The sequence below is a fragment of the Cellulosimicrobium cellulans genome (assembly GCF_006539945.1).
GTDB lineage: Bacteria > Actinomycetota > Actinomycetes > Actinomycetales > Cellulomonadaceae > Cellulosimicrobium > Cellulosimicrobium cellulans.
This window is the reverse complement of sequence record NZ_BJNZ01000001.1, coordinates 84,495-106,402: the sequence shown is the minus strand read 5'-3', so window position 1 is coordinate 106,402 and position 21,908 is coordinate 84,495. Positions and strand designations below refer to the sequence as shown.

The 21,908-nt window shown below is 74.7% G+C and carries 20 protein-coding genes; 14 read left to right on the top strand and 6 right to left on the bottom strand.

Going from position 1 to position 21,908, the window contains the following annotated elements; all coding sequences use genetic code 11:
• Positions 1–141: 141 nt before the first annotated feature.
• Positions 142–5,271 (bottom strand): glycoside hydrolase domain-containing protein, encoded by a 5,130-nt coding sequence (locus CCE02nite_RS00430; RefSeq protein WP_141387123.1) that lies wholly within the window; start codon positions 5,269–5,271, stop codon positions 142–144.
• A 280-nt stretch (positions 5,272–5,551) separates the two neighbouring features.
• On the opposite strand from CCE02nite_RS00430, the gene CCE02nite_RS00425 reads away from it, so the two are divergent.
• From CCE02nite_RS00425 to CCE02nite_RS00400, 6 genes are all read left to right on the top strand, one after another.
• Positions 5,552–6,448, top strand: a complete 897-nt coding sequence (locus CCE02nite_RS00425) for a DUF4397 domain-containing protein (protein WP_141387120.1) — start codon at positions 5,552–5,554, stop codon at positions 6,446–6,448.
• A complete protein-coding gene (locus CCE02nite_RS00420; RefSeq protein ID WP_141387118.1) occupies positions 6,445–7,164 on the top strand; it encodes a class F sortase in 720 nt (239 codons plus the stop codon). The genes CCE02nite_RS00425 and CCE02nite_RS00420 overlap by 4 nt, the downstream gene beginning before the upstream one ends.
• A gap of 130 nt (positions 7,165–7,294) precedes the next feature.
• On the top strand, positions 7,295–7,867 hold the full coding sequence (locus CCE02nite_RS00415; RefSeq protein WP_255318545.1) for an RNA polymerase sigma factor: 573 nt from the start codon (positions 7,295–7,297) through the stop codon (positions 7,865–7,867).
• Positions 7,851–8,615 carry an anti-sigma factor gene (locus CCE02nite_RS00410; protein WP_141387114.1) on the top strand — a complete coding sequence of 255 codons (765 nt, stop codon included), beginning with the start codon at positions 7,851–7,853 and terminating at the stop codon, positions 8,613–8,615. The genes CCE02nite_RS00415 and CCE02nite_RS00410 overlap by 17 nt, the downstream gene beginning before the upstream one ends.
• Positions 8,616–8,888: 273 nt before the next feature.
• The gene (locus tag CCE02nite_RS00405) at positions 8,889–9,836 is read left to right on the top strand and encodes a type IV toxin-antitoxin system AbiEi family antitoxin domain-containing protein (protein WP_141387112.1); all 948 of its coding nucleotides are present in this window, start codon (positions 8,889–8,891) and stop codon (positions 9,834–9,836) included.
• Entirely contained in the window at positions 9,833–10,771 is a 939-nt protein-coding gene (locus CCE02nite_RS00400) for a nucleotidyl transferase AbiEii/AbiGii toxin family protein (protein ID WP_170227154.1), read from the top strand. The genes CCE02nite_RS00405 and CCE02nite_RS00400 overlap by 4 nt, the downstream gene beginning before the upstream one ends.
• A 38-nt stretch (positions 10,772–10,809) precedes the next feature.
• On the opposite strand, the gene CCE02nite_RS00395 is transcribed toward CCE02nite_RS00400, so the two are convergent.
• A complete protein-coding gene (locus CCE02nite_RS00395) occupies positions 10,810–11,406 on the bottom strand; it encodes a dihydrofolate reductase family protein (protein WP_141387108.1) in 597 nt (198 codons plus the stop codon).
• Between the two features lie 76 nt (positions 11,407–11,482).
• Between CCE02nite_RS00395 and CCE02nite_RS00390 the strand changes: the two genes are divergently transcribed.
• Positions 11,483–12,055: a TetR/AcrR family transcriptional regulator gene (locus tag CCE02nite_RS00390; protein ID WP_141387106.1), complete on the top strand. Its 573-nt coding sequence runs from the start codon at positions 11,483–11,485 to the stop codon at positions 12,053–12,055.
• Between the two features lie 13 nt (positions 12,056–12,068).
• Here the strand turns inward: CCE02nite_RS00390 and CCE02nite_RS00385 are convergent, their stop codons facing one another.
• Complete coding sequence (locus tag CCE02nite_RS00385; RefSeq protein ID WP_255318544.1) at positions 12,069–14,036, bottom strand: AfsR/SARP family transcriptional regulator; 1,968 nt, start codon at positions 14,034–14,036, stop codon at positions 12,069–12,071.
• Positions 14,037–14,183: 147 nt separating this feature from the next.
• Between CCE02nite_RS00385 and CCE02nite_RS00380 the strand changes: the two genes are divergently transcribed.
• On the top strand, positions 14,184–15,056 hold the full coding sequence (locus CCE02nite_RS00380) for an alpha/beta fold hydrolase (protein WP_141387104.1): 873 nt from the start codon (positions 14,184–14,186) through the stop codon (positions 15,054–15,056).
• Between the two features lie 45 nt (positions 15,057–15,101).
• Here CCE02nite_RS00380 and CCE02nite_RS00375 read toward each other — a convergent pair whose 3' ends face one another.
• On the bottom strand, positions 15,102–15,767 hold the full coding sequence (locus CCE02nite_RS00375) for a flavin reductase family protein (protein WP_141387102.1): 666 nt from the start codon (positions 15,765–15,767) through the stop codon (positions 15,102–15,104).
• Between the two features lie 75 nt (positions 15,768–15,842).
• Entirely contained in the window at positions 15,843–16,472 is a 630-nt protein-coding gene (locus CCE02nite_RS00370) for a PAS and ANTAR domain-containing protein (RefSeq protein ID WP_141387100.1), read from the bottom strand.
• Positions 16,473–16,661: 189 nt separating this feature from the next.
• Between CCE02nite_RS00370 and CCE02nite_RS00365 the strand changes: the two genes are divergently transcribed.
• Together CCE02nite_RS00365 and CCE02nite_RS00360 are read left to right on the top strand one after the other, a co-directional pair.
• Entirely contained in the window at positions 16,662–17,369 is a 708-nt protein-coding gene (locus CCE02nite_RS00365; RefSeq protein WP_141387098.1) for an ANTAR domain-containing protein, read from the top strand.
• Between the two features lie 94 nt (positions 17,370–17,463).
• Positions 17,464–18,480 carry a zinc-binding dehydrogenase gene (locus CCE02nite_RS00360; protein ID WP_141387096.1) on the top strand — a complete coding sequence of 339 codons (1,017 nt, stop codon included), beginning with the start codon at positions 17,464–17,466 and terminating at the stop codon, positions 18,478–18,480.
• 27 nt (positions 18,481–18,507) lie between these two features.
• On the opposite strand, the gene catA is transcribed toward CCE02nite_RS00360, so the two are convergent.
• The gene (gene catA / locus CCE02nite_RS00355; RefSeq protein WP_141387094.1) at positions 18,508–19,161 is read right to left on the bottom strand and encodes a type A chloramphenicol O-acetyltransferase; all 654 of its coding nucleotides are present in this window, start codon (positions 19,159–19,161) and stop codon (positions 18,508–18,510) included.
• A 132-nt stretch (positions 19,162–19,293) separates the two neighbouring features.
• On the opposite strand from catA, the gene CCE02nite_RS00350 reads away from it, so the two are divergent.
• The 4 genes from CCE02nite_RS00350 to CCE02nite_RS00335 are packed head-to-tail and all read left to right on the top strand — an operon-like array spanning position 19,294 to position 21,900.
• Complete coding sequence (locus CCE02nite_RS00350; RefSeq protein WP_141387092.1) at positions 19,294–19,806, top strand: hypothetical protein; 513 nt, start codon at positions 19,294–19,296, stop codon at positions 19,804–19,806.
• Positions 19,803–21,032 carry an NRAMP family divalent metal transporter gene (locus CCE02nite_RS00345; protein WP_141387090.1) on the top strand — a complete coding sequence of 410 codons (1,230 nt, stop codon included), beginning with the start codon at positions 19,803–19,805 and terminating at the stop codon, positions 21,030–21,032. The genes CCE02nite_RS00350 and CCE02nite_RS00345 overlap by 4 nt, the downstream gene beginning before the upstream one ends.
• A complete protein-coding gene (locus CCE02nite_RS00340) occupies positions 21,029–21,457 on the top strand; it encodes a hypothetical protein (protein ID WP_141387088.1) in 429 nt (142 codons plus the stop codon). The genes CCE02nite_RS00345 and CCE02nite_RS00340 overlap by 4 nt, the downstream gene beginning before the upstream one ends.
• The gene (locus CCE02nite_RS00335) at positions 21,454–21,900 is read left to right on the top strand and encodes a PRC-barrel domain containing protein (protein WP_141387086.1); all 447 of its coding nucleotides are present in this window, start codon (positions 21,454–21,456) and stop codon (positions 21,898–21,900) included. Before CCE02nite_RS00340 ends, CCE02nite_RS00335 begins: the two co-directional genes overlap by 4 nt.
• The last annotated feature ends 8 nt before the right edge of the window (positions 21,901–21,908 follow it).

Sequence of the window (21,908 nt, the reverse complement as noted above, 5' to 3'; positions counted from 1 at the left end):
TCGACCGACATCGCACGCCTCCCCGTCCCGGTCCCTCGACCGGGGCCGACCTCCGCGCATTCTCTCGCACACGCGCGTCCCGAGGGACGACCGTGCCCGCGTCACGGCGCGAGGCCGTGACGCGGGCACGTCGGGTGCGGGTCAGCAGGTCGGGACGGTGACCGTCTGCTCGACCGTCTGCTCGCCGTCCGGGCCGGTGGCGGTCACGGTGACCACGAGGTCACCGGTCGCGCCGCGCGCCGCGAACGACTGGTAGGCGTTCGCCCCGGGCGCGACGTCCGCGAACCTCTTGGCCCCGAGCGCCGAGGCCAGCTCGACGTCCACCGCGGCGGCGGAGACGTTCACCGCGCGGACCGCGACGTACGGCTTGCCCGCGAGGCAGCGCGGGCTGAGCGTGACCTCGACGAGCTCGACGTCGGCCGGCTCCTCCAGGGCGTCGATCGCGCCCTGGAGCGCGAGGCGCGCGTCGCGCAGCGCCTCGTCCGACGCCGCGGCGTCGTCCCGGGTCTCGGTCGCCGCGGCGAGCGCCGTGCGGAACGCCTGCCACGACTCGGGGCTGTACCCCTCGTCGGTCAGGGCCTCCGCGCTCGTCACGAGGTTCTCGAGACGACGACGCTCGGCCGGCACGAGCTGGTCGGTCGCCAGCCCGAGGCGCCGCGCCCGCTCGTCGACCTGCGCCTGGGTGGCGCCGGCGTCGGCGAGCAGCGCGCGCGACGCGGTGAGCTCCCGCGTGAAGACGCCCGCGTCGATCCGGCCGTACCGGTCGATCTCCGCCTCGAACGCCTCGGCGTCGTCGACCGCCGCCGCGAGGGCCGCGGTGTCGGTCGACGGTGCCTCGACGTCGTACGCGTCGGTGAAGAACCGCATGCTGTCGAGGTTCGCGACGTACGGGTGGTCGGCGTACGCCTCGGTGGACAGGCGCACCCACACCTGGTGCTTGCCGCGCACCGTGGTCGGCAGGTCGACGACGGCGGTCCCGTCCGTCGTCCAGCTCGACCCGGTGTTCGCGAGCGGGACGGTGACGAACGGCTCGCCCGGGTTCGCCGGGTCGAACGCGTCGAGGTAGACCGACAGCGCCGAGTTCCGGCCCGACCGGTTCGCGTTGTGCACGTAGTGCACGGAGATCTGGTCGAGCGCGGCGGAGCCGAGGTCGATCTCGCCGTACGCGAGCCAGTCGCCGTCCGCGGTCCCGCCGACGTTCGTCACCGGCCCGCTCGTCCACGTCGAGCTCTCGTTCTTGAGCCCGCGGCCCGAGTTCGAGGTCCAGGCCTCGGACTCGACGACGACCGACGTCGGGCCGCCCGGCGCGAACGTCAGGCTGTCGAGGTTCGCGACGTACGGGTGGTCGGCGTACGCCTCGGTCGTCAGGCGCACGAACACCTTGTGCGTCCCCTGCACCGTCTCCGGCAGGACGACGGTCGCCGTCCCGTCCGAGGTCCAGCTCGACCCGGTCGTCGGCAGCGGCACGGTGACGAACGGCTCGCCCGGGTTCTCCGGGTCGAACGCGTCGAGGTACACGGAAAGCGCCGAGTTGTTCCCGGACCGGTTCGAGTTGTGCACGTAGTGGACCGACAGCTCGCCGAGCGGGAGCTCACCGAGGTCGACCTCGCCGTAGGCGATCCAGTCGCCGTCCGCGGTGCCGCCGACGTTCGTCACCGGCCCGCTCGTCCACGTCGAGGACTCCTTCTTGAGCCCGCGACCGGAGTTCGCGGTCCAGTCCTCGGCCTCGATCGTCACCGTCGGGGACTCGCCCGGCTGGCCCGGGGCGGCCGGGTCCTCGGCGCTGAACCGGAACCAGTCGAAGTTGCCGACCCAGCTCCGGCCCGACGGCGCGAGGAGCTCGAACGTGACGGCCTTCGCGTCGACGAGCGCCTGCACGTCGCCGAGCTCCGCCGTCACCTCGGTGTACTTGCCCCAGCCGCTCGTGCCCTTCAGGTCCACGGTCGCGACCACAGGGCCGTCGACCTCTCCTGCGTGCACGCGCACGGTGCTCGGGGTGTCCGTCGGGGCGAAGCTCGTGTCGTACCGGACCGTGAGGAAGCGCGGCGGGGTGTCCCCGGCGGCCGTCTCGAAGGTCATGTCGCGGTACTGCACCCACGACCCGGAGCGCACGCCGCCGAGGTTGCCGGACGAGCTGTTCGCCTCGTTCTTCAGCTCGCCGCCCGACCACGCCTCGGACTGCTCGGCCTCGAGCGTGCGGTAGCCGCCGCCCGTGAGGTCGAGCGCGTCGATCGCCGCGCCGAGCCGGTCCGCCGCGAACCGCAGCGCGATGCTCGTCGCGGCCTCGTCCGCGAGGGCGTCCTGCGCCTGGGTCAGCGCGGTGGAGAACCGGTCGAACGTCACCGAGGAGTAGTTGCCGTGCCGCACGAGCACGGCGTCGTCGACGAGCCCGGCGAGCGCGTCGCGCTCGGCGGACGCCACGGACAGGCGCAGCGGGGAGAGCACCGAGACGCCCTGTCCGCGCAGGGACGACGCGGCGACGCCGTCGGCGAGCGCACCGTCGCCCAGGTGCACGTAGAAGCGCGCGTCGGCGGACGCCGTCCCCGTCAGGGAGACGGTGAGCGCGGTCGGTGACGCGACCGTCACGGCCGCCGTGACGCCGTCGGGCAGCCCGACGACGCTCGCCGCCCCGCTCGCGACGAGGTCCGTGCCGACGGACGCGGCGAACCGCGCGCCGTCGAGCGTGAGGGTCACGGTCGCGTCGAGCGCGCCGCCGTCGCCGGTCTGCACGGTCGTCGGGTCGGCGCTGACGCGCGGCCCCTCGGCGGGCTCGTCGGAGGCGGTGCTCATCGAGAACGCGGGCTCGGTGTCCGTGCCCCAGTCGCTCGGCTGCTCGCCCATCCGGAACGCGAGGTCCGCGCCCCCGATCACGGTCTCGTAGTCGACCCACGTGTTGCCGAACGGCGCGCCGTCGAGCGTCGCCGACTGGACGTAGAACGCGTCCTCGGACACGCCGTCGGCCGTCACCGTGAAGGCGCTGCCGTCGTCGTAGGTGATGGTCGTCGAGTCGAAGAACGGCGACCCGATCTGGAACTCGGACGACCCGGCGGTCACCGGGAACAGGCCCACGGCCGCGGCGACGAACATCGTCGACATCGTGCCGGCGTCGTTGTCCATCGTGGGGAGCATGCCGCGCGGGTCGAGCTGGTAGACCTTCGTCTTCACGGGCGGCGTGAACTCGCCGCCGCCGCTCGGGACCGCGCTGGAGGAGCCGGTCGCGATGTACCGGTTCCAGGTCTCCTTCGTGTAGATCGCGCGCGCCCACTTCTGCGTGAGGCTCGGCTCGCCCGTGTAGTTGAAGAGGTACGGCGCCTGCAGGTCGATCTCGTTGGCGTTCGAGTGGAGCATGGCCTTGCCGTCGTCCGGTGCGTGCTCGCCGAACATGTGGCGCATCGCGAGCCGCGCAGCCTCGGGGCCGCCCATCGCCTCGACGAGCGCGTCCATGTCGTACGCGTCGTACCAGTGGTACTGCCAGAGCGTGCCCTGGTAGAGGCTCGCGGCCTCGAACTTCGCGTAGTCCGCGGTCTGCCACGAGCCGTCGGCGGCGCGCGGCGTGAGCAGGCCGACCTGCGTGCCGTCGGCCGCGGTCCACGCGCCCGGCTTGGTGAGCTTCTCGATCGGCCACGACGCCTGCTCGCGCATCGTCTGCGCCTCGTCCGTCAGGCCGAGCTCGTCCGCGATCACGGAGAGGCCGTACTGGTCGTAGCCGCGCTGGACCGACGCGCCGGGGTTGCCCGCCACGTAGCCGCGCTGGAGCTCGTCCGCACTGTACTGCCCGGCGAGCCGCTTCAGCGCCGGGTACGCCTCGTCGAGACGGTCGAACCCGTCGAAGCCCTTGGCGATCGCGTCCGCCACCACGACGGGCGACCGCTCCCAGCGGACCGTCGGGACCGAGTGCACGAACCCGCCGAGGCCGCTGCCCGTGCCGGTCGCCTCGGCGTCCGCGAACAGGTAGACGAGCGACTGCACCATGTCGCGGTACAGCGCCGGGTCGATGTAGGCGATGACGGAGAACTTGCGGAAGTCGTCCCACGTGGCCCACGAGTCGTAGTACGTGAAGCCCTGCGCGGCGTGCACCGCGCCGTCGACGCCGCGGTACGTGCCCGACGTGCTCGTCGCGTTCATCGGCATCGCGAACATGCGGTACAGGTGCGTGTAGAAGAGCTTCTGGAGCTCGCCCGTCGGGTCCGTCGCCGTCGAGGCGTCGATCGCGACCCGCCCGAGCGTCGCGTTCCACTCCGCGCGCGTGCGGTCGCGGACCGCGTCGAACGACAGGTCACCGAGCTCGACCTGCTGGTCGATCCGCGCCTGCTCGACGCTCACCGGCGACAACGTGACCTGGAGGCCGACGTCCCCCGCGTCGGCCGGGTCGAACGTGAGGATCGCGCCGGTGTCGACGCCGTCCTGGGCCGTCGCGTCGACGAGCTTGTCGTCGTCGCCCCACGTCTGCACCGTCGCGGGCTGGAGCGTGCGCGCGGTGTAGTACAGCGTGTAGGCGGCGTTGTAGAAGTAGCCGGTGACCTGCCCGGACAGCTCCACGGTGCCGTCCGCCCGCGTCTCGACGTCCACCGAGGACGACCGGCGGCTCGTGTTGTTGGTCTCGAGGTCGACGACGAGGCTCGGCGTCGAGCCCTCGGGGAACGCGTAGCGGTGCACGCCCGAGCGCGTGGTCGCCGCGACCTCGGCCTCGATCGTGCCCGGCGCGGCCGCGATCGCGCCGTCCTTGCCCGCGATGTTGCCGAGCCCCACGGAGTAGAAGCCCGGGCCCGCCTGCTCGTCGTCGTGCGAGAACGGGTGCGCGTACGTGCCCGTGCCGGGGCGCGCCGTGTACGACCCGGACGTCGGGACCACGAGGATGTCACCGCCGCCGCCGGAGCCCCCCACCCCGTCGAGGTTGGTGTGCGTGAAGCCCGAGATCTTGGACTGCGCGTAGTCGTACCCGGTGTTGTTGCGCCCCGGTGTCGTGCGCGGGTTGACCTTGGCCAGGCCGTTGGGCGCCTGCGCGGCCGGCATGTCGTTGCCGTAGTCGCCCTCGGTGCCGACGAACACGTCGACGAGCGACGCGAGGTCGCTCTCCGCGGTCGGCGCCGCGGGTGCCGCGACCGCGGCGGCGGGCGGCAGGACGCCGACGGCGAGCGCGGCGGCGAGAGCCCCGGCGAGGGCTCCGCCGAGCCGGCTGCGGCGGCCGCGTCGGGGGTGGGGGTCGGACGTCGGGCTGGCCCCGCGTCGTCCGACAGCGCTGTCAAGACGCGCGGCAGATGGTCTGGCCACGAAAGCTCTCCTTGGGGGGTCGTGCCGAGGCTGCTCCGCCTCGCCGCGCCCACGGTACGTGGCGGACCGGGCAGCCTCAAGACCCCGTCCGCGAAGTTCACCTGCCCGACGGGCACGGTTCCCTGCCCCGACACCAGTCCGCCGCGCGCTCCGCCCCCCCCGAGAGCTCGTGCCGAGACTCGTGGCGCGACGGTGCATCCGTACCCGCCTCCCCGCCGGAAGAGGGGGTGTCAACTGCCCGAGCGCCCGGCACCGACCGGGCCGAGAACCGGAGGACACCATGCACCGCACCGCACGACGCAGCGCCGCGCTCGCGGGCGCAGCCACCCTCGTCACCACCCTCGCCGGGGTGGGAGCCCTCGCGCTCCCCGCGCACGCCGCCACCGCCGACGGCGCGTCCCTGTCCGTCCTGCACGGCGTGCCCGACACCCCCGTCGACGTCTGGGTGAACGACGAGCTCACGCTCGACGACTTCCAGCCGGGCGACCTCGCCGGCCCGCTCGACCTCCCGGCCGGGTCGTACAGCGTCGCGATCACCGCGCCGGACGCGACCGACACGAGCTCGCCGGTCATCGGCCCGGTCGACCTCCAGCTCGAGGCGGGGACGAGCTACACCGCCGTCGCGCACCTCGACGCGGGTGGCACGCCGACCGCGACGCTCTTCACCAACTCGACCGAGCCGACGGCGGCGGGCCAGGGCCGGCTGACCGTCCGTCACGTCGCGGCGGCACCCGCGGTCGACGTGCTCGCGGGCGGCACCGCGGTCGTCACGGGGCTCGAGAACCCGAAGGAGGCCGTGCTCGACCTCCCGGCCGGCACGGTGTCGGCCTCGATCGCCGCCGCCGGCACGACGGACCCGGTGCTCGGGCCGGCCGACCTCACGGTCGCCGAGGGCGTCAACACGATCGCCTACGCGTGGGGCAGCCTCGAGGCGGGCAACCTCGCCCTGGCCACGCAGACGGTCGAGGGGCTCCACTCGTCGCCGTCCGGCGTGCCCGCCGGTCTCTCCGGCCTCGCGGCCGAGGCACCGAGCAGCACCGCCACGGGCGTCGCGATCGCCTTCGGCGCGTCCCTGTTCGGGCTGCTGCTCGTCGCGGCGCTCGTCATGCTCGCGCGCGCCTGGCGTGAGCAGCACGCGCAGGCCACGCACCCCGTCCGGAGCGACCGGGACGCATGACGCAGCGCACGATCCCCGGTCCCGCGCACCCCGCCAGGGGTGCGCGGGACGGGCTCCTGACCTTCCTGGGGGCGGTGCTCGTCACCGCAGCGGTCGTCGGCGGATGTTCCCCGCCGTCCGCCGACGAGCCGGCCGACGGACTCCTCGGACCGACGGCCGACACCCCGCCCGTCCCGGCCCCCGACCGGGACGCGGCGGGGACCGCAGGCCCGTCCGGGCCCACCCGGGACGTGCCCGTGCGACCCGCCCAGGACGTGCCCGCCCCCGCGCCGCCCGCGCCGACGCGCGTCGTCGTCGCGGACCTCGACGTCGACCTCCCCGTCGAGCCGACGGGCGTCGACCCCGAGGGACGGATGGCGCTGCCGGACAGCGGGGACGTCGCCGCGTGGTATCGGTTCGGTCCCGCGCCCGCGAGCCCGGCCGGTACGACGCTCGTCGCCGCCCACGTGGACGACCCGGACGGCGTCGGACCCTTCGCCCGGCTCGCGGAGATCACGACAGGGGCCCGTGTCGACGTCGTCGACGCGACGGGCGCCTCGTACACCTACACAGTGACGGACGTGCGGAGCGTCCCCAAGCCCGACGTCCCGCTCGACGCGCTCTTCGACCGCACGGGCGAGCGCCGCCTGGTGCTCGTGACGTGCGGGGGCGCGTGGGACCGCGACCGGCGCTCGTACTCGGACAACGTCGTCGTGACCGCGGCACCCGCCCGGTGACCGCCCTCGCCGACAGGCGCCCGCGGGGCGTCCCGCGAGCGCGCGACCGCAGCGGCGCTACGATCGCTGCTACCCGCTCGCCGCTGCCGCCCGGGCGGTCGGCGCCGACCCTCGAGGACCCGCCCTGAACGTGACCGAGACCGGGACGCCCGACCCGGACCTGTGGCGCCTCGGCCGCGCGTTCGCGGACGGCGACGAGAGCGCGCTCGCGGAGGCGTACCGGCGGTGGTCCTCGCTCGTGCACACGATGGCCCTGCGGTCGCTCGGCACGCGCGCCGACGCCGAGGACGTGACGCAGCAGGTGTTCGTCGCGGCGTGGCGCGGGCGGTCGCGGTTCGACCCCGACCGCGCCCGGCTGCCCGCGTGGCTCGTCGGGATCACGCGGCACACCGTCGCGGACGCGCACGAGGCCCGGGCCCGGGTGCGCCGCTCCGAGCAGGCGGCCGCGACGGACCCCCGGCCCGCCGTGGACGAGGACGCCGACGTCGGACGCGTCGCCGACCGGGTGCTCCTCTCCGACGAGCTGCAGCGGCTCGGCGATCCCGGCCGGACGATCCTCGAGCTCGCGTTCTTCCGCGACCTGACGCACGTGCAGATCGCCGAGGAGCTCGGCCTCCCGCTGGGTACGGTCAAGAGCCACGTACGACGAAGCCTGATCCGGCTGCGCGACCGATTGGAGGTGGACGGTGCAGCACATCGATGACGAGACCCTCGCGCTCCTCGCGCTCGGCGAGGACGTGCTCGACGACGACGCGCGCGCGCACCTCGCCTCCTGCGCGGAGTGCGCCGACGCCGCCGCCCGGCTCGCGCGCGTCGCCGACGCGTTCGACGGCGCCGGCGCGCCCGACGAGCTCGTCGAGCCGTCCCCGGCCGTCTGGTCCGCGATCCGTGCCGAGCTCGACCTGCCGGCGGCGAGCACGGACCTCGACCAGTCTCCCGACGGCGCCCCGGCCCTGACCGACGGGCCGGACGGCGAGCCCGCAGGGGCCGTCGTCGTGCCGCTCGCACCACGTCGCCGACGGGTCTGGGTGCCGGTCGCCGCGGCGTCCGCCGCGCTCCTCGTCGGCGTCGCCGGCGGGGTGCTGTGGGAGCGGCGCGAGGCCGAGCCGCCGGAGACGACGGTGGCCAGCGCGACGCTCGACGCGCTGCCCGACTGGGAGGGCGCGACCGGCGACGCGCGCGTCGAGGAGCAGCCCGACGGGCGGCGCCAGGTCGTCGTGACGGTCGACGCCCCGGTGCCCGAGGGCACGTACCGCGAGGTGTGGCTCCTCGCCGAGGACCTCAGCGGGCTCGTGAGCCTCGGCGTGCTCGACGGCGGAGAGGGCCGCTTCGACCTGCCTGACGGTCTGGACCTCGCGCAGTTCCCCGTGGTCGACGTCTCCGAGGAGCACTTCGACGGCGACCCCGCGCACTCGGGCGACTCTGTCGTCCGGGGCCCGCTGGACGTCTAGCCGTACTGACCGGAGGCCTGGATCGGTTGGCCGGGCCAGCAGAGATGCTTCGTGCGACGGGGCCGTGGACTCAAGTCTGCTACGTCCGGGGTATCTGCCGGCTCGCGGGAGCCGATTCGCATCGTCACGTGGCTCGCGTACTCAGGTGGCTCAGACTGCGCCCACGGATGATTCGTGTGGAGCGGAAGTAACCCTCGGGGTTACTTTCGCACCACTTGACAGGCGGTCGGATCGATTCGGCATGAAAGTAACGCTCACTGTTACTATTTGTCCATGGCAGGCCAGGCGTCGCGCGCACAGATCGCGCAGATCGCAGCCGACCAGTGGGGACTCGTCACCACCTCGCAGGCGGCCGCCGCCGGCGTGAGCAAGATGCTCCTCGTCCGCATGACCAGCGCTGGCGAGCTCGAGCGGGTCACCCACGGCGTCTACGCCACCCCCGCAGCCGCCACTGACCCGCTCGTCGAGACCCGCGCTCTCTGGCTCGCGCTCGACCCCGCCCGTCCCGCGCACGAGCGCATCGCCGACCTCTCGACCGCGGGCGTCCTCTCCCACGCCACCGCGGCCGCCTTGCACGGCATCGGAGACCTTCTCGACGACTCCGTCGAAGTCACCCTCCCTCACCGGCACCGATCGCGCCGCCCCGAGCTGCGCACCCACCGCGCAACGCTCGAACCCATCGACGTCACACGCGTCGAAGGCCTGCCCGTCACGACCGCCGCACGCACGATCGCCGACCTCACCGCCGCCGGCAACGACCGCGGCCACGTCGGAACCATCCTGCGCGAGGCGATCACCAACGGCCTCACCACACCTCGGGAAGTGCGCGATGCACTCGACCGCCGCCTCGGCGACAAGGGTCCCGCCACGCTCAGCGAGCTCGTCGTCGCCGCGGGCCTGGACCCCGAGAGCCTCGAGCGCGCCGTCGCGCGCACCGACGCCGGGCGCCGACTCGCATGGATCGCCACCAGCAGCGTCCTCGACGAGATCGTGAGGCTCAGCGGCGCCGGCAACGCCCTCAAGAACCTCATCACGCCCCGTGGGGACTTCACCAAGTTCGTCGAGCCGACGTCGACTCACGAGTGGGCGAGCACCGCCATCCCGGCAGACGCGGTCGGGAGATGGTTCACCTCGCCGGAAGCTGCCGAAGCCTGGTCCGCAGCGCGCCTCGCGGCCACGACCCCCGCAGCCGCCGACGAGGACAAGGACGACGACGCGTGACAGTCCAGGACTACCCCCACCCACGCGCGATGTGGCGGGCCGTCGTCGACACAGCACAGGCCGTCGCGAAAGCCACCGGTCGGCCCAACACCGCGGTGCTGCGCGAGTACCTCTACGCGCGGATCCTCGACCGCGTCTTCGCCGACCCCGATTCCCCCTGGGTCCTCAAGGGCGGCACCGCACTGCTCGTACGCGACGCCGATGCCCGCCACAGCAGAGACGTCGACCTGCTCCACCAGCACGGCACGCTCTCCGACGCCGTCGAGCAGCTGCGCGCGGCGGTCACGCTCGACCTCGGCGACCAGCTCCAGTTCCAGGTCACCAGGACCCACGTCGTGGCCGGTGGGCAGCAGGGCGTCGACGGGATCCGCGTCGGGATCGAAGCGTTCGCCGGCACGAAGAAGATCGACGCGTTCCACATCGATCTGGTCGTCGGGTCCGTCATGACTGCCGAGCCTGACGAGCGGGAGGCTCCGAGCGCCATCAACGTCCTCGGGATCCCCGCGCCGACCGTGCGTCTGTACCCGGTCATCGACCACGTCGCGGACAAGGTGTGCGCGACCGAAGCCATCTACGCCAGCGGGCTCCCCTCGAGCCGGGCCCGCGACCTCGTCGACCTCGTCGTGATCGCTCGGGCAGAGACGATGAGCCTGCACGCGCTGCGCGCCGCGATCGCATCCGAGCGCTACCACCGTGGCCTACCCCCACGGGCGGACTTCAGCCCGCCCGCCGGCTGGACCAGTCAGTACCCCGAGCTGGCGAAGGCCACGTCACACTGCGCGGACCTCGCGCTCGACGACGCTGTCCACCTCGTCCGCGTCTTCCTGAGCCCGGCGCTCGTGCCGCCCGACGGCCCCCAGGACCGCGAGTGGGACCCGAAGACCCAGACCTGGGCCCCGGTGCAGTCGAGGCACCCGGATCGCGTTCCGTGGTGACAGGCACGTCGGAGCGTCACCACCCTGGCCGGGCTTCGTCACTGAGGAGCCACGCCCTCGGCCCTGACGTACTCCGCGAACGTCACGCCGGAGCTGAAGGTCTGCGTGCTCGTCGGTCGCCACGAGCGGGGTGCGTAGGTCCGCTCCGCGAACAGCGGCACCCCGGCCCCGAGCATGACCGGGTTGACCTTGAGCGCGAGCCGGTCGATCTCGTCGGCCAGCACCGCGGCCAGCGTGCCCCCGCCGCACAGCCAGATGCCCTTGCCGTCCTCCTGCTTCAGCGACCGCACCGTCTCGGCCGGGTCGGCGTCCGTGAACTCCACATCGCCGCTCCCGCTCGGTGCCTCGTGCGAGCGGGTGAACACGATCTGCCGCAGGTGTCGGTAGGGGTTCGGCAGGTGGTGGTCGGGAAGTCCGACGGCGTAGGTGTTCCACCCCATGAGGACCGTGTCGAAGGGGCCGTCGGCCACCGAGAAGCCGACGGCCTCGGCCAGGTCGGTCGGCGCGGTGCCGCGGTACCGCGCCCAGATCGGCTCCATGTGGTCCCCCTGGGCGAGGAACGTGTCGAACTCCCCGGCCGGACCGGCGATGTACCCGTCGAGGCTGACGGCGACGTAGTAGGTCAGTTCTCGCATCATCTCTCCAACTACTACAGGTGAAGTGGTCCACTGGAGACTACAACAGGTGCAGTGGTTGCGATACCGTCGGCGCATGGCGAAGAACTCCACACGGCGGAGCGCCCTGGCGGACGCAGGCATCGCCGTGCTCGCGCGCGAGGGGTCGCGAGGTCTGACGCACCGCGCGGTCGACGACGAGGCGGGCGTCCCGCCGGGCACGACCTCGAACTACTTCCGGAGCCGGGACGCCCTCGTCGCGGGGCTCTTCGAGCGCATCGGTGAACGCCTCGCGCCCACACCGGACGACCTGGAGCGACGCGCCGCCCAGAAGCCGGACCGTGCGCTCTTCGCGGACTACCTCCGCGACATCGTGCGCCGGCTGTCGGCGGACGCCGACGTCACCCGAGCACTGTTCGAGCTGCGGCTCGAGTCGGGCCGCCGCCCCGAGCTCGCCGCCCTGCTCGGGCCGTGGCTGCGCGCGGCGTTCGAGGCCGACGTCGAGTTCAACCGCTCGGCCGGGCTGCCCGGAGGGCCCCAGGAGATCGCCCTGTTCCACTACGCGATCGACGGGCTCCTGCTCGACCGGCTGACCACACCGGTCGACCCCGACGTCGCGACCGACGACGTCATCGACGCACTCGTGGCGGGGCTGCTCCCGGAGCGTTGAGCCGTCACGTCGCCTACCCGTCCCCGGGGGGACCTGCCGACGTGCGGCGACCGTCGAGACGGTCGAGCCACGCGCGGACCGGCCCGGCGGACACGAGTCCCGAGCCTCCCCCGGCGAGCTCGTCCGGGACGCGCGCGAGCGCGTGGCGCGCCCGCCGCGCGAGGGCCGCGTCCCCGAGCCGGACGGCGGTCTCCGCGACGAGCGCCCAGCGCAGCTCGCGCAGGTGGTCGGCGGGCGGCTCCGGGGCCGCCCGGGCGAGCTGCGCGGCACCGCCGCGGTCACCCGCGTCGAGCGCGCGCAGCGGCTCGACCCAGGGCGTGTACGGCCCGGGGTCGCCGAGCCCGCCGAGCGGACGACCGTGCCGGAGGCGGACGGTGAGCAGCGCGAGCGGGAGCAGCCCGTCCCGCACGCCCGGCATGCGCACGCCCGCGAGGAGGTCGTCGGCGGCGCGGTACGCGTGCGCCGCGGCGTCGGGCGGCGCGGTCTCGGCGTCGCGCATCGCCCGGTACCAGGCCGTGAGCATCGGGACCACGGGCGACTCGTACCCGGCCGCCACGTCCTCCGCCGCGGCGGCGTGGGCGTCGGCGACGGCGAACCGCCCGGTGCCCGCCGCGGCCTGCATCCGGACGAGGCGCCCGAGGATCGCGAACGTCGGTAGGTCGTGAGCCTCCGCCAGCGCGACGAGCTCCGCGCCGGTCCGGTCCCGCTCGACGCCTGCGCCCGGCCGCTGGAACGACTGGAGGAACCGGGCGTTGAGCGCGAGCGCGAGCGTGCCCGGGTCGCCGACGTCGCGCGCGATCCCCACGGCGTCCTCCGCCGCCGCCCACGCCCACGCGTCGCGCGTCCCCCGGTGCTCGATCCCGACGACGGCGAGCAGCCGCGCCCGCAGGACCGGGGCCGCGTCGGCGCCCAGGCGGCCCAGGGTGCGCCGCGCGACGTCGACGAGCGCGTCCGCTGCCTCGGGGTCGTCGCTCCGGGTCCAGACCGCCGGGACGTCGTACGCCGTGACCGTGCGCGCGGTGAGCACGGGGTCGCCCGTCGCCTCGGCCGCGAGCGCCGCGGCGACCCGCTGCTGCTGCGCGGTCGCGAGGTGGTCTCCCCCGGCGATGGCGAGCGTGCGTGCGACGTCGACCGTGGACCGCAGGTGCGTGCGCGAGGTCGGGGCCGTGACCGCGAGGCGGGGCCCCGGCGTCGGGCCGTCGAGCGACGGCGCCTGGCCGAGCACGTCGCGCTCGAGACGCGCGAGCTCCGGTCCCGGCTCGAGGCCGAGCTCGTCGGCGAGCCGACGGCGCGCCCGGCGCACGACGTCGAGCGCGTCCGCCTGGCGGCCCTCGCGGTACAGCGCGAGCGCGAGGAGCGCCCACGCGCGCTCGCGCCACGGGTGGGCGGCGGCGTGCGGGTCGAGCGCGGCGACCGCCTCCCCGGGCCGTCCGTCCGCGAGCAGCGCCTCGGCGAGCAGCTCGACCGCGCGCGCGTGCAGCTCCACGAGGTGCCGTCGCTCGGTCCGGACCCACTCCCGGTCCGGCAGGTCGCCGTAGGGCTCCCCTCGCCACACCGCGACGGCGTCCGCGAGCGCACGCATCGTGCCCGACGGCGCGTCCCCGGCCTCGGCGGGCGCGGTCGCCCGGGCGACGGCCGCATCCAGGCGCGCCGCGTCGAGCGCGTCGTCCGGGAGCCGCAGCGCGTAGCCGCCGTGCTCGGTGACGAGCACGCGTGGCCGGGTGCGTGGGGCGCGCTCGGGCTCCAGTCGTCGGCGCAGGTCGCCGGCAGACGTCGCGAGCGCGCCGCGCCGGTCGCGGGGGTCGCGATCCGCGTCGTCGTCCCACAGGTCCGCCGCGAGCCGCTCGAACGACACGGGGCGGCCGCGTGCGGCGGCCAGCCGCGCCAGGAGCTCGCGCTGTCTCGGGCCGCCCAGGTCGACCTCCCCGCCGTCGCGCAGCACCCGGACCGGCCCGAGCACCTCGACGCGCAGCTCCACCACCCCGTCATTCTCGCCGCACCTGGACGACGCGGCACGAGCGCGGGCGGCGGCACTGATCGGATGCTGATCCGCCGCTCGGAGGATGGCCACGAGCCGGCCGGGCACGACCCGTCCCGGCGCTGTGACCATCCGAGAGAGGACACCCCCATGCACATCCCCGGCTTCGAGACCCGCACCGTCGAGGTCGCCCCGGGCGTCGCCCTGCGCGCCGAGACCGCGGGCGAGGGCACGCCCGTCGTCCTGCTGCACGGCTTCCCCCAGACCCGTCACATGTGGCGGCACGTCGCCGCCGACCTCGCGCGCGACCACCACGTCGTCGTGCCCGACCTGCGCGGCTACGGCGACAGCGCGAAGCCCGTCGCGGCCACGCCCGACGTCTACGCCAAGCGCACCATGGGCGCCGACGTCGTCGCGCTCGCCGACGCGCTGGACGTCGACCGGTTCGTCCTCGTCGGTCACGACCGGGGCGCGCTCGTCGCGTTCCGCGCCGCGCTCGACCACCCGGACCGCGTGAGCCACCTCGGCATCCTCGACGTGGTGCCCACGCTCGACACGTGGGGCGTGCTGCACGGCGTGGACGCCGCGGTCGCGTTCCACCTCTACCTCATGGCGCAGCCCCCGGGCCTGCCCGAGGCGATGATCCGGGGCAGCGCCGACGCGTTCTTCGGGTCCTTCCTCGACGCGTGGACCCAGGATCCCGCGGCGATCCCCGACGACGTCCGCGCGCACTACCTGGCGGCGAGCCGGGACGCCGTCGACTCGATCGTCGCGGACTACCGCGCGACGGCGACGGTCGACGTCGAGCACGACCAGGCGTCGCTCGACGCCGGCGACCGGCTCGCCATGCCCGTGACCGTGGTGCAGCAGGACTGGGGCGCGCGGCTCGGGTACGACGCCGCGGGCGTCTGGCGCCGCTGGGCACCGGACCTGGAGCACCTCACGACGACGGCCGGGCACTTCATGGCCGAGGAGGCCCCGGCCGACGTCGCGGCGGTCGTCCGGGCGCTCGTCCGGCGCTGACCTCTCCGCGACGGGTCCGTTCCGCCGCGTGGCCCGCTCGGGCGCTCAGCGGTACCAGTCCTCGTCGATCGTCGCGAGGCGCGACGGGTGCGCCTCCGGGCCGAGGCCGTAGAAGCGCTGGAAGCTCATGAGGAGCGGGCGCCACCGGTCGGGGTCGACGCGGTGCGCGGTCCCCGGCATGCGGACGCTCTCGTGGACGTGCACCCGGGTCACGCGGACCTCGAACGCGACGAGCGACCCGGCGTGACCGGCGTCGTCGCGACCGAGCGGGTGGGCGTGCACGAGCCGCGCCTCGACCGCGACGGGGCACTGCGCGGCGCGCGGTGGCGCGACCGTGTCCGACGCGACGGGCGTCAGCCCCGCGCGCGCGAACTTGTCCGGCTCGTAGCGGTAGCCCACGGACGCCTTGCGCGCCGGGACCGGGTCACGCCCGGTCGTCAGGGCGAGGCGGTCGACGGCGTCGACCTCGGCCGTCGAGGGCAGGTTCACCACGACCTCGCGCGTCGCGACGAGGTTGAGCGCCGTCTGCGACCGCGCGCCCAGACCGAGCACCGCCGTCCGGCCCAGCCAGAACACCGACGACATCGGGGCGAGGTTCACGTGGCCGGCCGCGTCGACCGTGCTGAGCAGCGCGACGGGGGTGCCGAAGTACAGGATCCCCGGGTCGATCACGACGTGCGACGGGGCAGTGCGGGTCGAGGTGGTGGTCATGGACCCAGCCTCGTCGCGCGAGGGCGGGGCGTCTGGCGGCCGTCGGACGTCGCGTCCGAGGCTCGACGGCGGCGCCTACGACAGCAGCGCGGCGACCCGGTCGACGCGGTCGGCGTCGGGCCGCGTCCCCTCCTCGACGACCTGCCGGGCAAGCTCGCGCAGGCGGACGTTGCGGTCGTTCGACACGCGCTTGAGGACCGCGAACGCCTGCTCGGGGGCGATCCCCAGCGCGACGGCCACGACGCCCTTCGCCTGCTCGATCGGGCCCCGGCTGTCGGCCGCGGCGGCGATGTCGCGCTGCGCCAGCAGCCCGGCGTTCTTCCGGACTGATCGCGTCACGTCGACGAAGTACCCGAGCAGCTCGACGACCCGCCCCGTGTCGCGGTCGCGCCGGCCCTGGCCGACGGCGACGAGGACGCGCTCCCGGCCGCGCGCGTCCATGATGCGGTGGAGGCTCGAGAAGGGCGCGCCGTCGTGACGCGCGCGCTCCAGGACGTCCCGGACGCGGTCCCGGTCGTCGGGGTGCTTGTGGGCCAGCACGAGCGACGTCGTCGGCACGACGTCGCCCGGCTCGAAGCCGTGCAGGCGGTACGTCTCGGCCGACCACCACCAGGTGTCGGTCGCCAGGTCGACCCGGTACTGCCCCAGCGTGGTGTCGTCGCCGAGGGACAGCGGGTGCAGCGTTGCCTGATCCTCCACGGACATGGGTCGTCTCCGTCGTCGTTCAGCGGGTCGTGAGCCAGGTCCAGACTCAGACCGGGACTCTAGTCGGGCGCGGCGTTTCTGCAACCCGCCGCCTGCGCGGTGCGCTGACGCCGCAGGTCGCGTCGCCGAGCGAGCGCCCGAGGTGGTGGAAAACTGGACGAGGAGGACGAGGACCGGACGGAGGCGGACGTGGGCGCGTCGGAGCTGCTGACACTTCTGGCTCGCGCGCTCGCCGAGGTCGACGACACCCTGTCGATGCCCGCGCGCATGTGCCAGGCGTGCGCCACGGTGCTCGGCGCCGAGAGCGCCGCGCTGACGGTCGCCGCGACGGCGGACGACCGCCTCACGGTCGCCACGTCCGACGGCGTCGCGGCGCGCGTCGAGGACCTCGAGGAGATGCTGGGCGAGGGGCCGGCCCAGCTCGCGCTCGCCGAGGACCGCGTCGTGGTGAGCCAGGTCGACGGGAGCCGCAGCGGCGCCGCCTTCCCCGTGTTCTCCCGCGTCGTCGGGGCGATCACGGGGCCCTCGACCTACCACGCCGTCCCCATGCACGCGGGGGGCCAGGTGGTGGGGGTGCTCAGCCTCCTCACCGCCTCGGCCAGGCTCGAGCGCGAGCCGGACGACGTGCAGTTCCTGGCGGACGTCGTCGGGCTCGCGCTGCTGGCCGACCTGGACTCGCTCGACTGGTCGATGCGCGCCGAGGTGCACCAGGCGACGGGGATGGTGACCGCCCAGCTCCGCGTAGCACCGCGCGACGCGCTCGCCGTGCTCCGGGCGCACGCCTTCGCCCGGTCGACGACGCTCGAGGACGTCGCCGAGGAGGTGGTCGGACGGCGGCTGAGCTTCACCTACGACGCGAGCAACGCCGTCCAGACACGGCGGACCGAGGAACCCTGACGCCCGCGCTCCCGGCCCCCTCCCCCGGGCGGGCCGGGGCGGGCGCACGGTCGTAGGCTCGACAGCGTCCCGTCCGCCCCCCGAGGGAGCCACCGTGCGCGCGACCGTCATCCACGCCCCGTACGACGTCCGCGTCGAGCAGCGCGACGACCCGCGCCTGCTCGCGCCCACCGACGCGATCGTGCGCGTCGAGGCGGCGTGCGTGTGCGGGTCGGACCTGTGGACGTACCGCGGGGCGAACCCGATCGAGCACCCCGTGGCGATGGGCCACGAGTACGTCGGCACGGTCGAGGAGGTCGGCGCCGACGTCCGGACCGTGCGCCCGGGACAGCTCGTCGTCGGGTCGTTCTTCGCGTCCGACAACACGTGCCCGATCTGCCGCGCCGGCTACCAGACGTCGTGCGTCCACCGCGAGCCCGTGCGCGGCGCCCAGGCCGAGCTGCTGCGCGTCCCGCTCGCGGACGGGACGCTCGTCGCGACGCCGGAGCGCCCCGACGACGACCTCCTGCCCGGGCTGCTCACCGCGTCCGACGTGCTGGGCACGGGCTGGTTCGGCGCCCGCGCGGCCGAGGCGGGACCGGGCCGGACGGTCGCCGTGGTGGGCGACGGCGCCGTCGGCCTGCTCGCGGTCCTCGCCGCCGCGCAGCTCGGGGCCGAGCAGGTCATCGCCATGAGCCGGCACGCGCCCCGCCAGGAGCTCGCGCGGGCGTTCGGCGCGACCGAGGTCGTCGCGGAGCGGGGCGACGAGGGCGTCGCGCGCGTCCTGGACCTCACCGACGGGCTGGGCGCGCACGGCGTGGTCGAGGCCGTCGGCACGCCGGAGTCCGTGGCCCAGGCGCTCGGGTCGGTGCGTCCCGGCGGGCACGTCGGCGTCGTCGGGCTGCCGCACGGCGTCGAGCTCCCCGTCGTCGACATGTTCTACCGCCACGTGCACTGGTCGGGCGGCCCGGCGCCGGTCCGCCAGTACCTGCCCGAGCTGATGGACCTCGTCCTCGACCGGCGCATCGACCCCGCGCGCGTGTTCGACCTCGAGCTCTCCCTCGACGACGCGGCGGAGGGCTACGCCGCGATGGACGAGCGGCGCGCGATCAAGGCCTTGCTGCGCCCCTGAGGCCGGCCCGCGCGGGTGGGTCCGGCGTCAGCCGAGCCAGGACGGGTCGTCGACGAGCTCCTGGAGCTCGTTCACGAGGCGCGCCACGTGGAACCCGTCCGCCGCGGCGTGGTGCACCTGGACCGCGAGGGGGAGGAACGTCCGCCCGCCGCGCTCGACGTACCGCCCCAGCGTGACGATCGGTGCGAGGTGCCGCCAGCCGTCGCGGATCGCGAGCGTGAACCCCGTGAACGACGTCCACGGCAGGCTCGACACGTCGAAGGTGTTCGGCGGCGGCGTGCCCTGCGGGAAGAACGTCGTCGCGGACCGGTGCTCGGCGAGCACCTCCGACGCCGCGGCGTGGAACGCGTCGAAGTCGTGGCCGTACGGCGCCCACACGGCCGAGAACGTCTCCCGCTCCGGGTTGAGCACGGTGAAGGACGGGTGCACCACCGGCCAGACGGCCGGGGCACCGGCGTCGTCGAGCATCATGCGGAACTCCTCGTGCCGGTTCACGACCGTCGCGAGCGCCCAGACCTGCGCGACGTACGTCTTGCGGGACGACCCGGCCAGCGCGGCCGCGAGCGCCGTCACGTCCAGCTCGACGGTCATCGCGTACGTGCACGGTGACGCGTGGAGGAAGTGCTCGAAGTGCTCGCGGCGCGGCCAGGTCTCGAGGTCGACGGGTACGGGGGTGTCCACGCCGCCAGCATCACAGTCCCCCGTACGGAGAGCACGGGCATTTCGGCGCCCGCACCCACGCGGTCGCGGCCCGTCACACCCCGACGACGTGTCCGCGTGCGGGCGTCCGTCCGGAGCGGGACCATCGCTGACGTGGGACGTCGCGCGCGCAACACCCGCTCCGGGGCCGTGCTGGGGCACGTGCTCGTGCTGGCGCTCGCGCTCGGGACGACCGCGGGCTGCACCGTGAGCCGGCAGGACCCCGGGCAGGCGACGGCCGCCGTGGTCGACGCGCTCGCGCAGGCCGGGTCGGCGGTCGAGACGACGCGTCTCACCGTGCGGCTGCTCGACGACGACCGCGTCACCACGCCCGTCGCGGACGCCGCCGTGCTCGACCAGGTGCGCGTGCTCGAGGAGTCCACCGCGGCGCTCACGACGCTCGTCCCGCCCGACGACGTCTCGTCCGCGCAGCGCGACGCCGGCCTCGTGGCCGTCGCGGACGCGACGCGCGAGGTCGTCGCGGCGCGCACCTGGGTCGCGCGCGAGGCGGGCGGCGACCTGTCGGAGGCGGGTGCCGTCCCGCTCACGGCGTCCGAGCTCGAGGCCGACCTGGCGCGCGCCGCCGACGACCTGGACACCGCGCTGGCCCTGGCGGGTGGCGCGTGAAGCGGCTCCTCGGTGTCGCGCTCGGCATCCTCACCGCGATCGGCGGGTTCGTCGACATCGGCGACCTGGTGACGAACGCCGTCGTCGGGTCGCGGTTCGGGCTGTCGCTCGTGTGGGTCGTGGTCGTCGGCGTCGTCGGCATCTGCCTGTTCGCGTCGATGTCCGGCCGCGTCGCGGCGGTGAGCGGGCGCGCGACGTTCGAGATCATCCGCGAGCGCCTCGGCCCGCGCGCCGCGGGCGCGAACCTCGCCGCGTCGTTCGCCATCAACCTGCTCACCCTCACCGCGGAGGTCGGGGGCATCGCGCTCGCGCTGCACCTCGCGAGCAGCGTCGAGCCGCGCCTGTGGATGCCGGTCGCGGCCTTCGCCGTCTGGCTCGTGCTGTGGCGCGTGAAGTTCCAGGTCATGGAGAACGTCGCGGGCCTGCTCGGGCTGCTGCTCGTGGGGTTCGGGGTCGCGCTCTTCCTGCTGGGCCCGGACTGGGGCGAGCTGCTGCGCCAGGCGGTGCCGCCGTCTCCCCCGGCGACGGAGCACGTCGCGACGTACTGGTACTACGCCGTCGCGCTGTTCGGGGCGGCGATGACGCCGTACGAGGTGTTCTTCTTCTCCTCCGGCGCCGTCGAGGAGGGGTGGACCGCGAAGGACCTCGCGCAGAACCGGGTCAACGTGCTCGTCGGGTTCCCGCTCGGCGGGCTGCTGTCCGTCGCGATCGCGGCGTGCGCGGCCGTGGTGCTCCTGCCGGCCGGGATCGAGGTGTCGTCGCTGTCGCAGATCGTGCTGCCGGTGGCGGAGGCCGGCGGGACGCTCCTGCTCGCGCTCGTGATCGTCGGGATCGTCGCGGCGACGTTCGGCGCCGCGCTCGAGACCGCGCTGTCGAGCGGGTACACGCTCGCGCAGTACCTCGGCTGGTCGTGGGGAAAGTTCCGCCGCCCGGCGCGCGCCGCGCGCTTCCACGTGACGATGGTCGTCGCGCTGCTGCTCGCCGTGGCGATCCTCATGACGAGCGTCGACCCCGTCGCCGTCACGGAGATGTCGGTCGTGTTCTCGGCCGTCGCGCTGCCCCTCACGTACGTCCCGATCCTCCTCGTCGCGAACGACCCGGAGTACATGGGCGAGCACGTCAACGGGCGCGCGACCAACGTGCTGGGCATGGTGTACCTGGTGATCGTGGTCGCCGCGGCTGTCGCGGCGATCCCCCTGATGATCGCGACGGGAGCGGGGTCATGAGCCGGGACGGCCTCACACCGACGGGGGTGCGCGTCGTGGACGCGCGCCTGCACCTGCTGAGCCGCCAGGTGCTCGACGTCGACGGCGAGCCGGTCACGACCGTCGACGACCTCGAGCTGGTCGCCGCGGACGGCGCGGACGGCACCGCGCGGGACGACGGGCCGCGCGACGCGGTGCCCGGCGCGCCGGCGGAGGTCGGCGCGCTCCTCACCGGCCCGGTGCTGGTGACGCGCCTCCTCGGCGGCCGGCCGCCCGCGTCCCGCTGGGAGCGCGTGCCGTGGTCCGACGTCGGGCGCGTGGGGACGGCGATCGAGCTCACGGTCCGCGCGGACTCGCTCGACCTGCACTGGACCGAGGGCTGGCTGCGCGAGCACGTGGTCGGCCGCGTCCCCGGCGGCCGTCACGACCCCGAGGAGGAGTCGTGATCCTCGGCGACCTGCTCGACGCGCGCGTCCTCGGGCCCGGCGGCGAGAACATCGGCTTCCTCGTGGACGTCCGGCTCGCGCTCGACACGCTGCCCGACGGCGGCCCCTCCGACGGCGCCGCGCGGCACCGCCCCGGCGGGGCGGCGGGCGAGCCCGACCCCGACGACGCCCACCCCGACGACCGTGCGCTGAGCCACGGCGTGCGCCGCCGCGACCGGGTGGGGCGGGCGCGCGTCGTCGGCGTGCTCGTGAGCCCGCGCACGGGCGCGTCGTTCCTCGGGTACGAGCGCACGGACGTGACGGCGCCGTGGCCGGTCCCGCAGCTCGTCCGCCGCCGCCACTGCGGGACGTTCCTCGTGCCGTGGGACGACGTCGCCGCCGTCACGCCGGGCGAGGTGCGCCTCGCCGCGGGGTACCGGCGCGAGGACGCGGCCCTGCCCTGACCCCGCCC

Bases quoted from the DNA above. Each gene is read 5' to 3' on its own strand.
- CCE02nite_RS00375 (WP_141387102.1), bottom strand. From the start codon at position 15,767: ATGACCACCACCTCGACCCGCACTGCCCCGTCGCACGTCGTGATCGAC.
- CCE02nite_RS00395 (WP_141387108.1), bottom strand. From the start codon at position 11,406: ATGCGAGAACTGACCTACTACGTCGCCGTCAGCCTCGACGGGTACATC.
- CCE02nite_RS00390 (WP_141387106.1), top strand. From the start codon at position 11,483: ATGGCGAAGAACTCCACACGGCGGAGCGCCCTGGCGGACGCAGGCATC.
- CCE02nite_RS00420 (WP_141387118.1), top strand. From the start codon at position 6,445: ATGACGCAGCGCACGATCCCCGGTCCCGCGCACCCCGCCAGGGGTGCG.
- CCE02nite_RS00340 (WP_141387088.1), top strand. From the start codon at position 21,029: ATGAGCCGGGACGGCCTCACACCGACGGGGGTGCGCGTCGTGGACGCG.
- CCE02nite_RS00405 (WP_141387112.1), top strand. From the start codon at position 8,889: ATGGCAGGCCAGGCGTCGCGCGCACAGATCGCGCAGATCGCAGCCGAC.
- CCE02nite_RS00370 (WP_141387100.1), bottom strand. From the start codon at position 16,472: ATGTCCGTGGAGGATCAGGCAACGCTGCACCCGCTGTCCCTCGGCGAC.
- CCE02nite_RS00380 (WP_141387104.1), top strand. From the start codon at position 14,184: ATGCACATCCCCGGCTTCGAGACCCGCACCGTCGAGGTCGCCCCGGGC.
- CCE02nite_RS00425 (WP_141387120.1), top strand. From the start codon at position 5,552: ATGCACCGCACCGCACGACGCAGCGCCGCGCTCGCGGGCGCAGCCACC.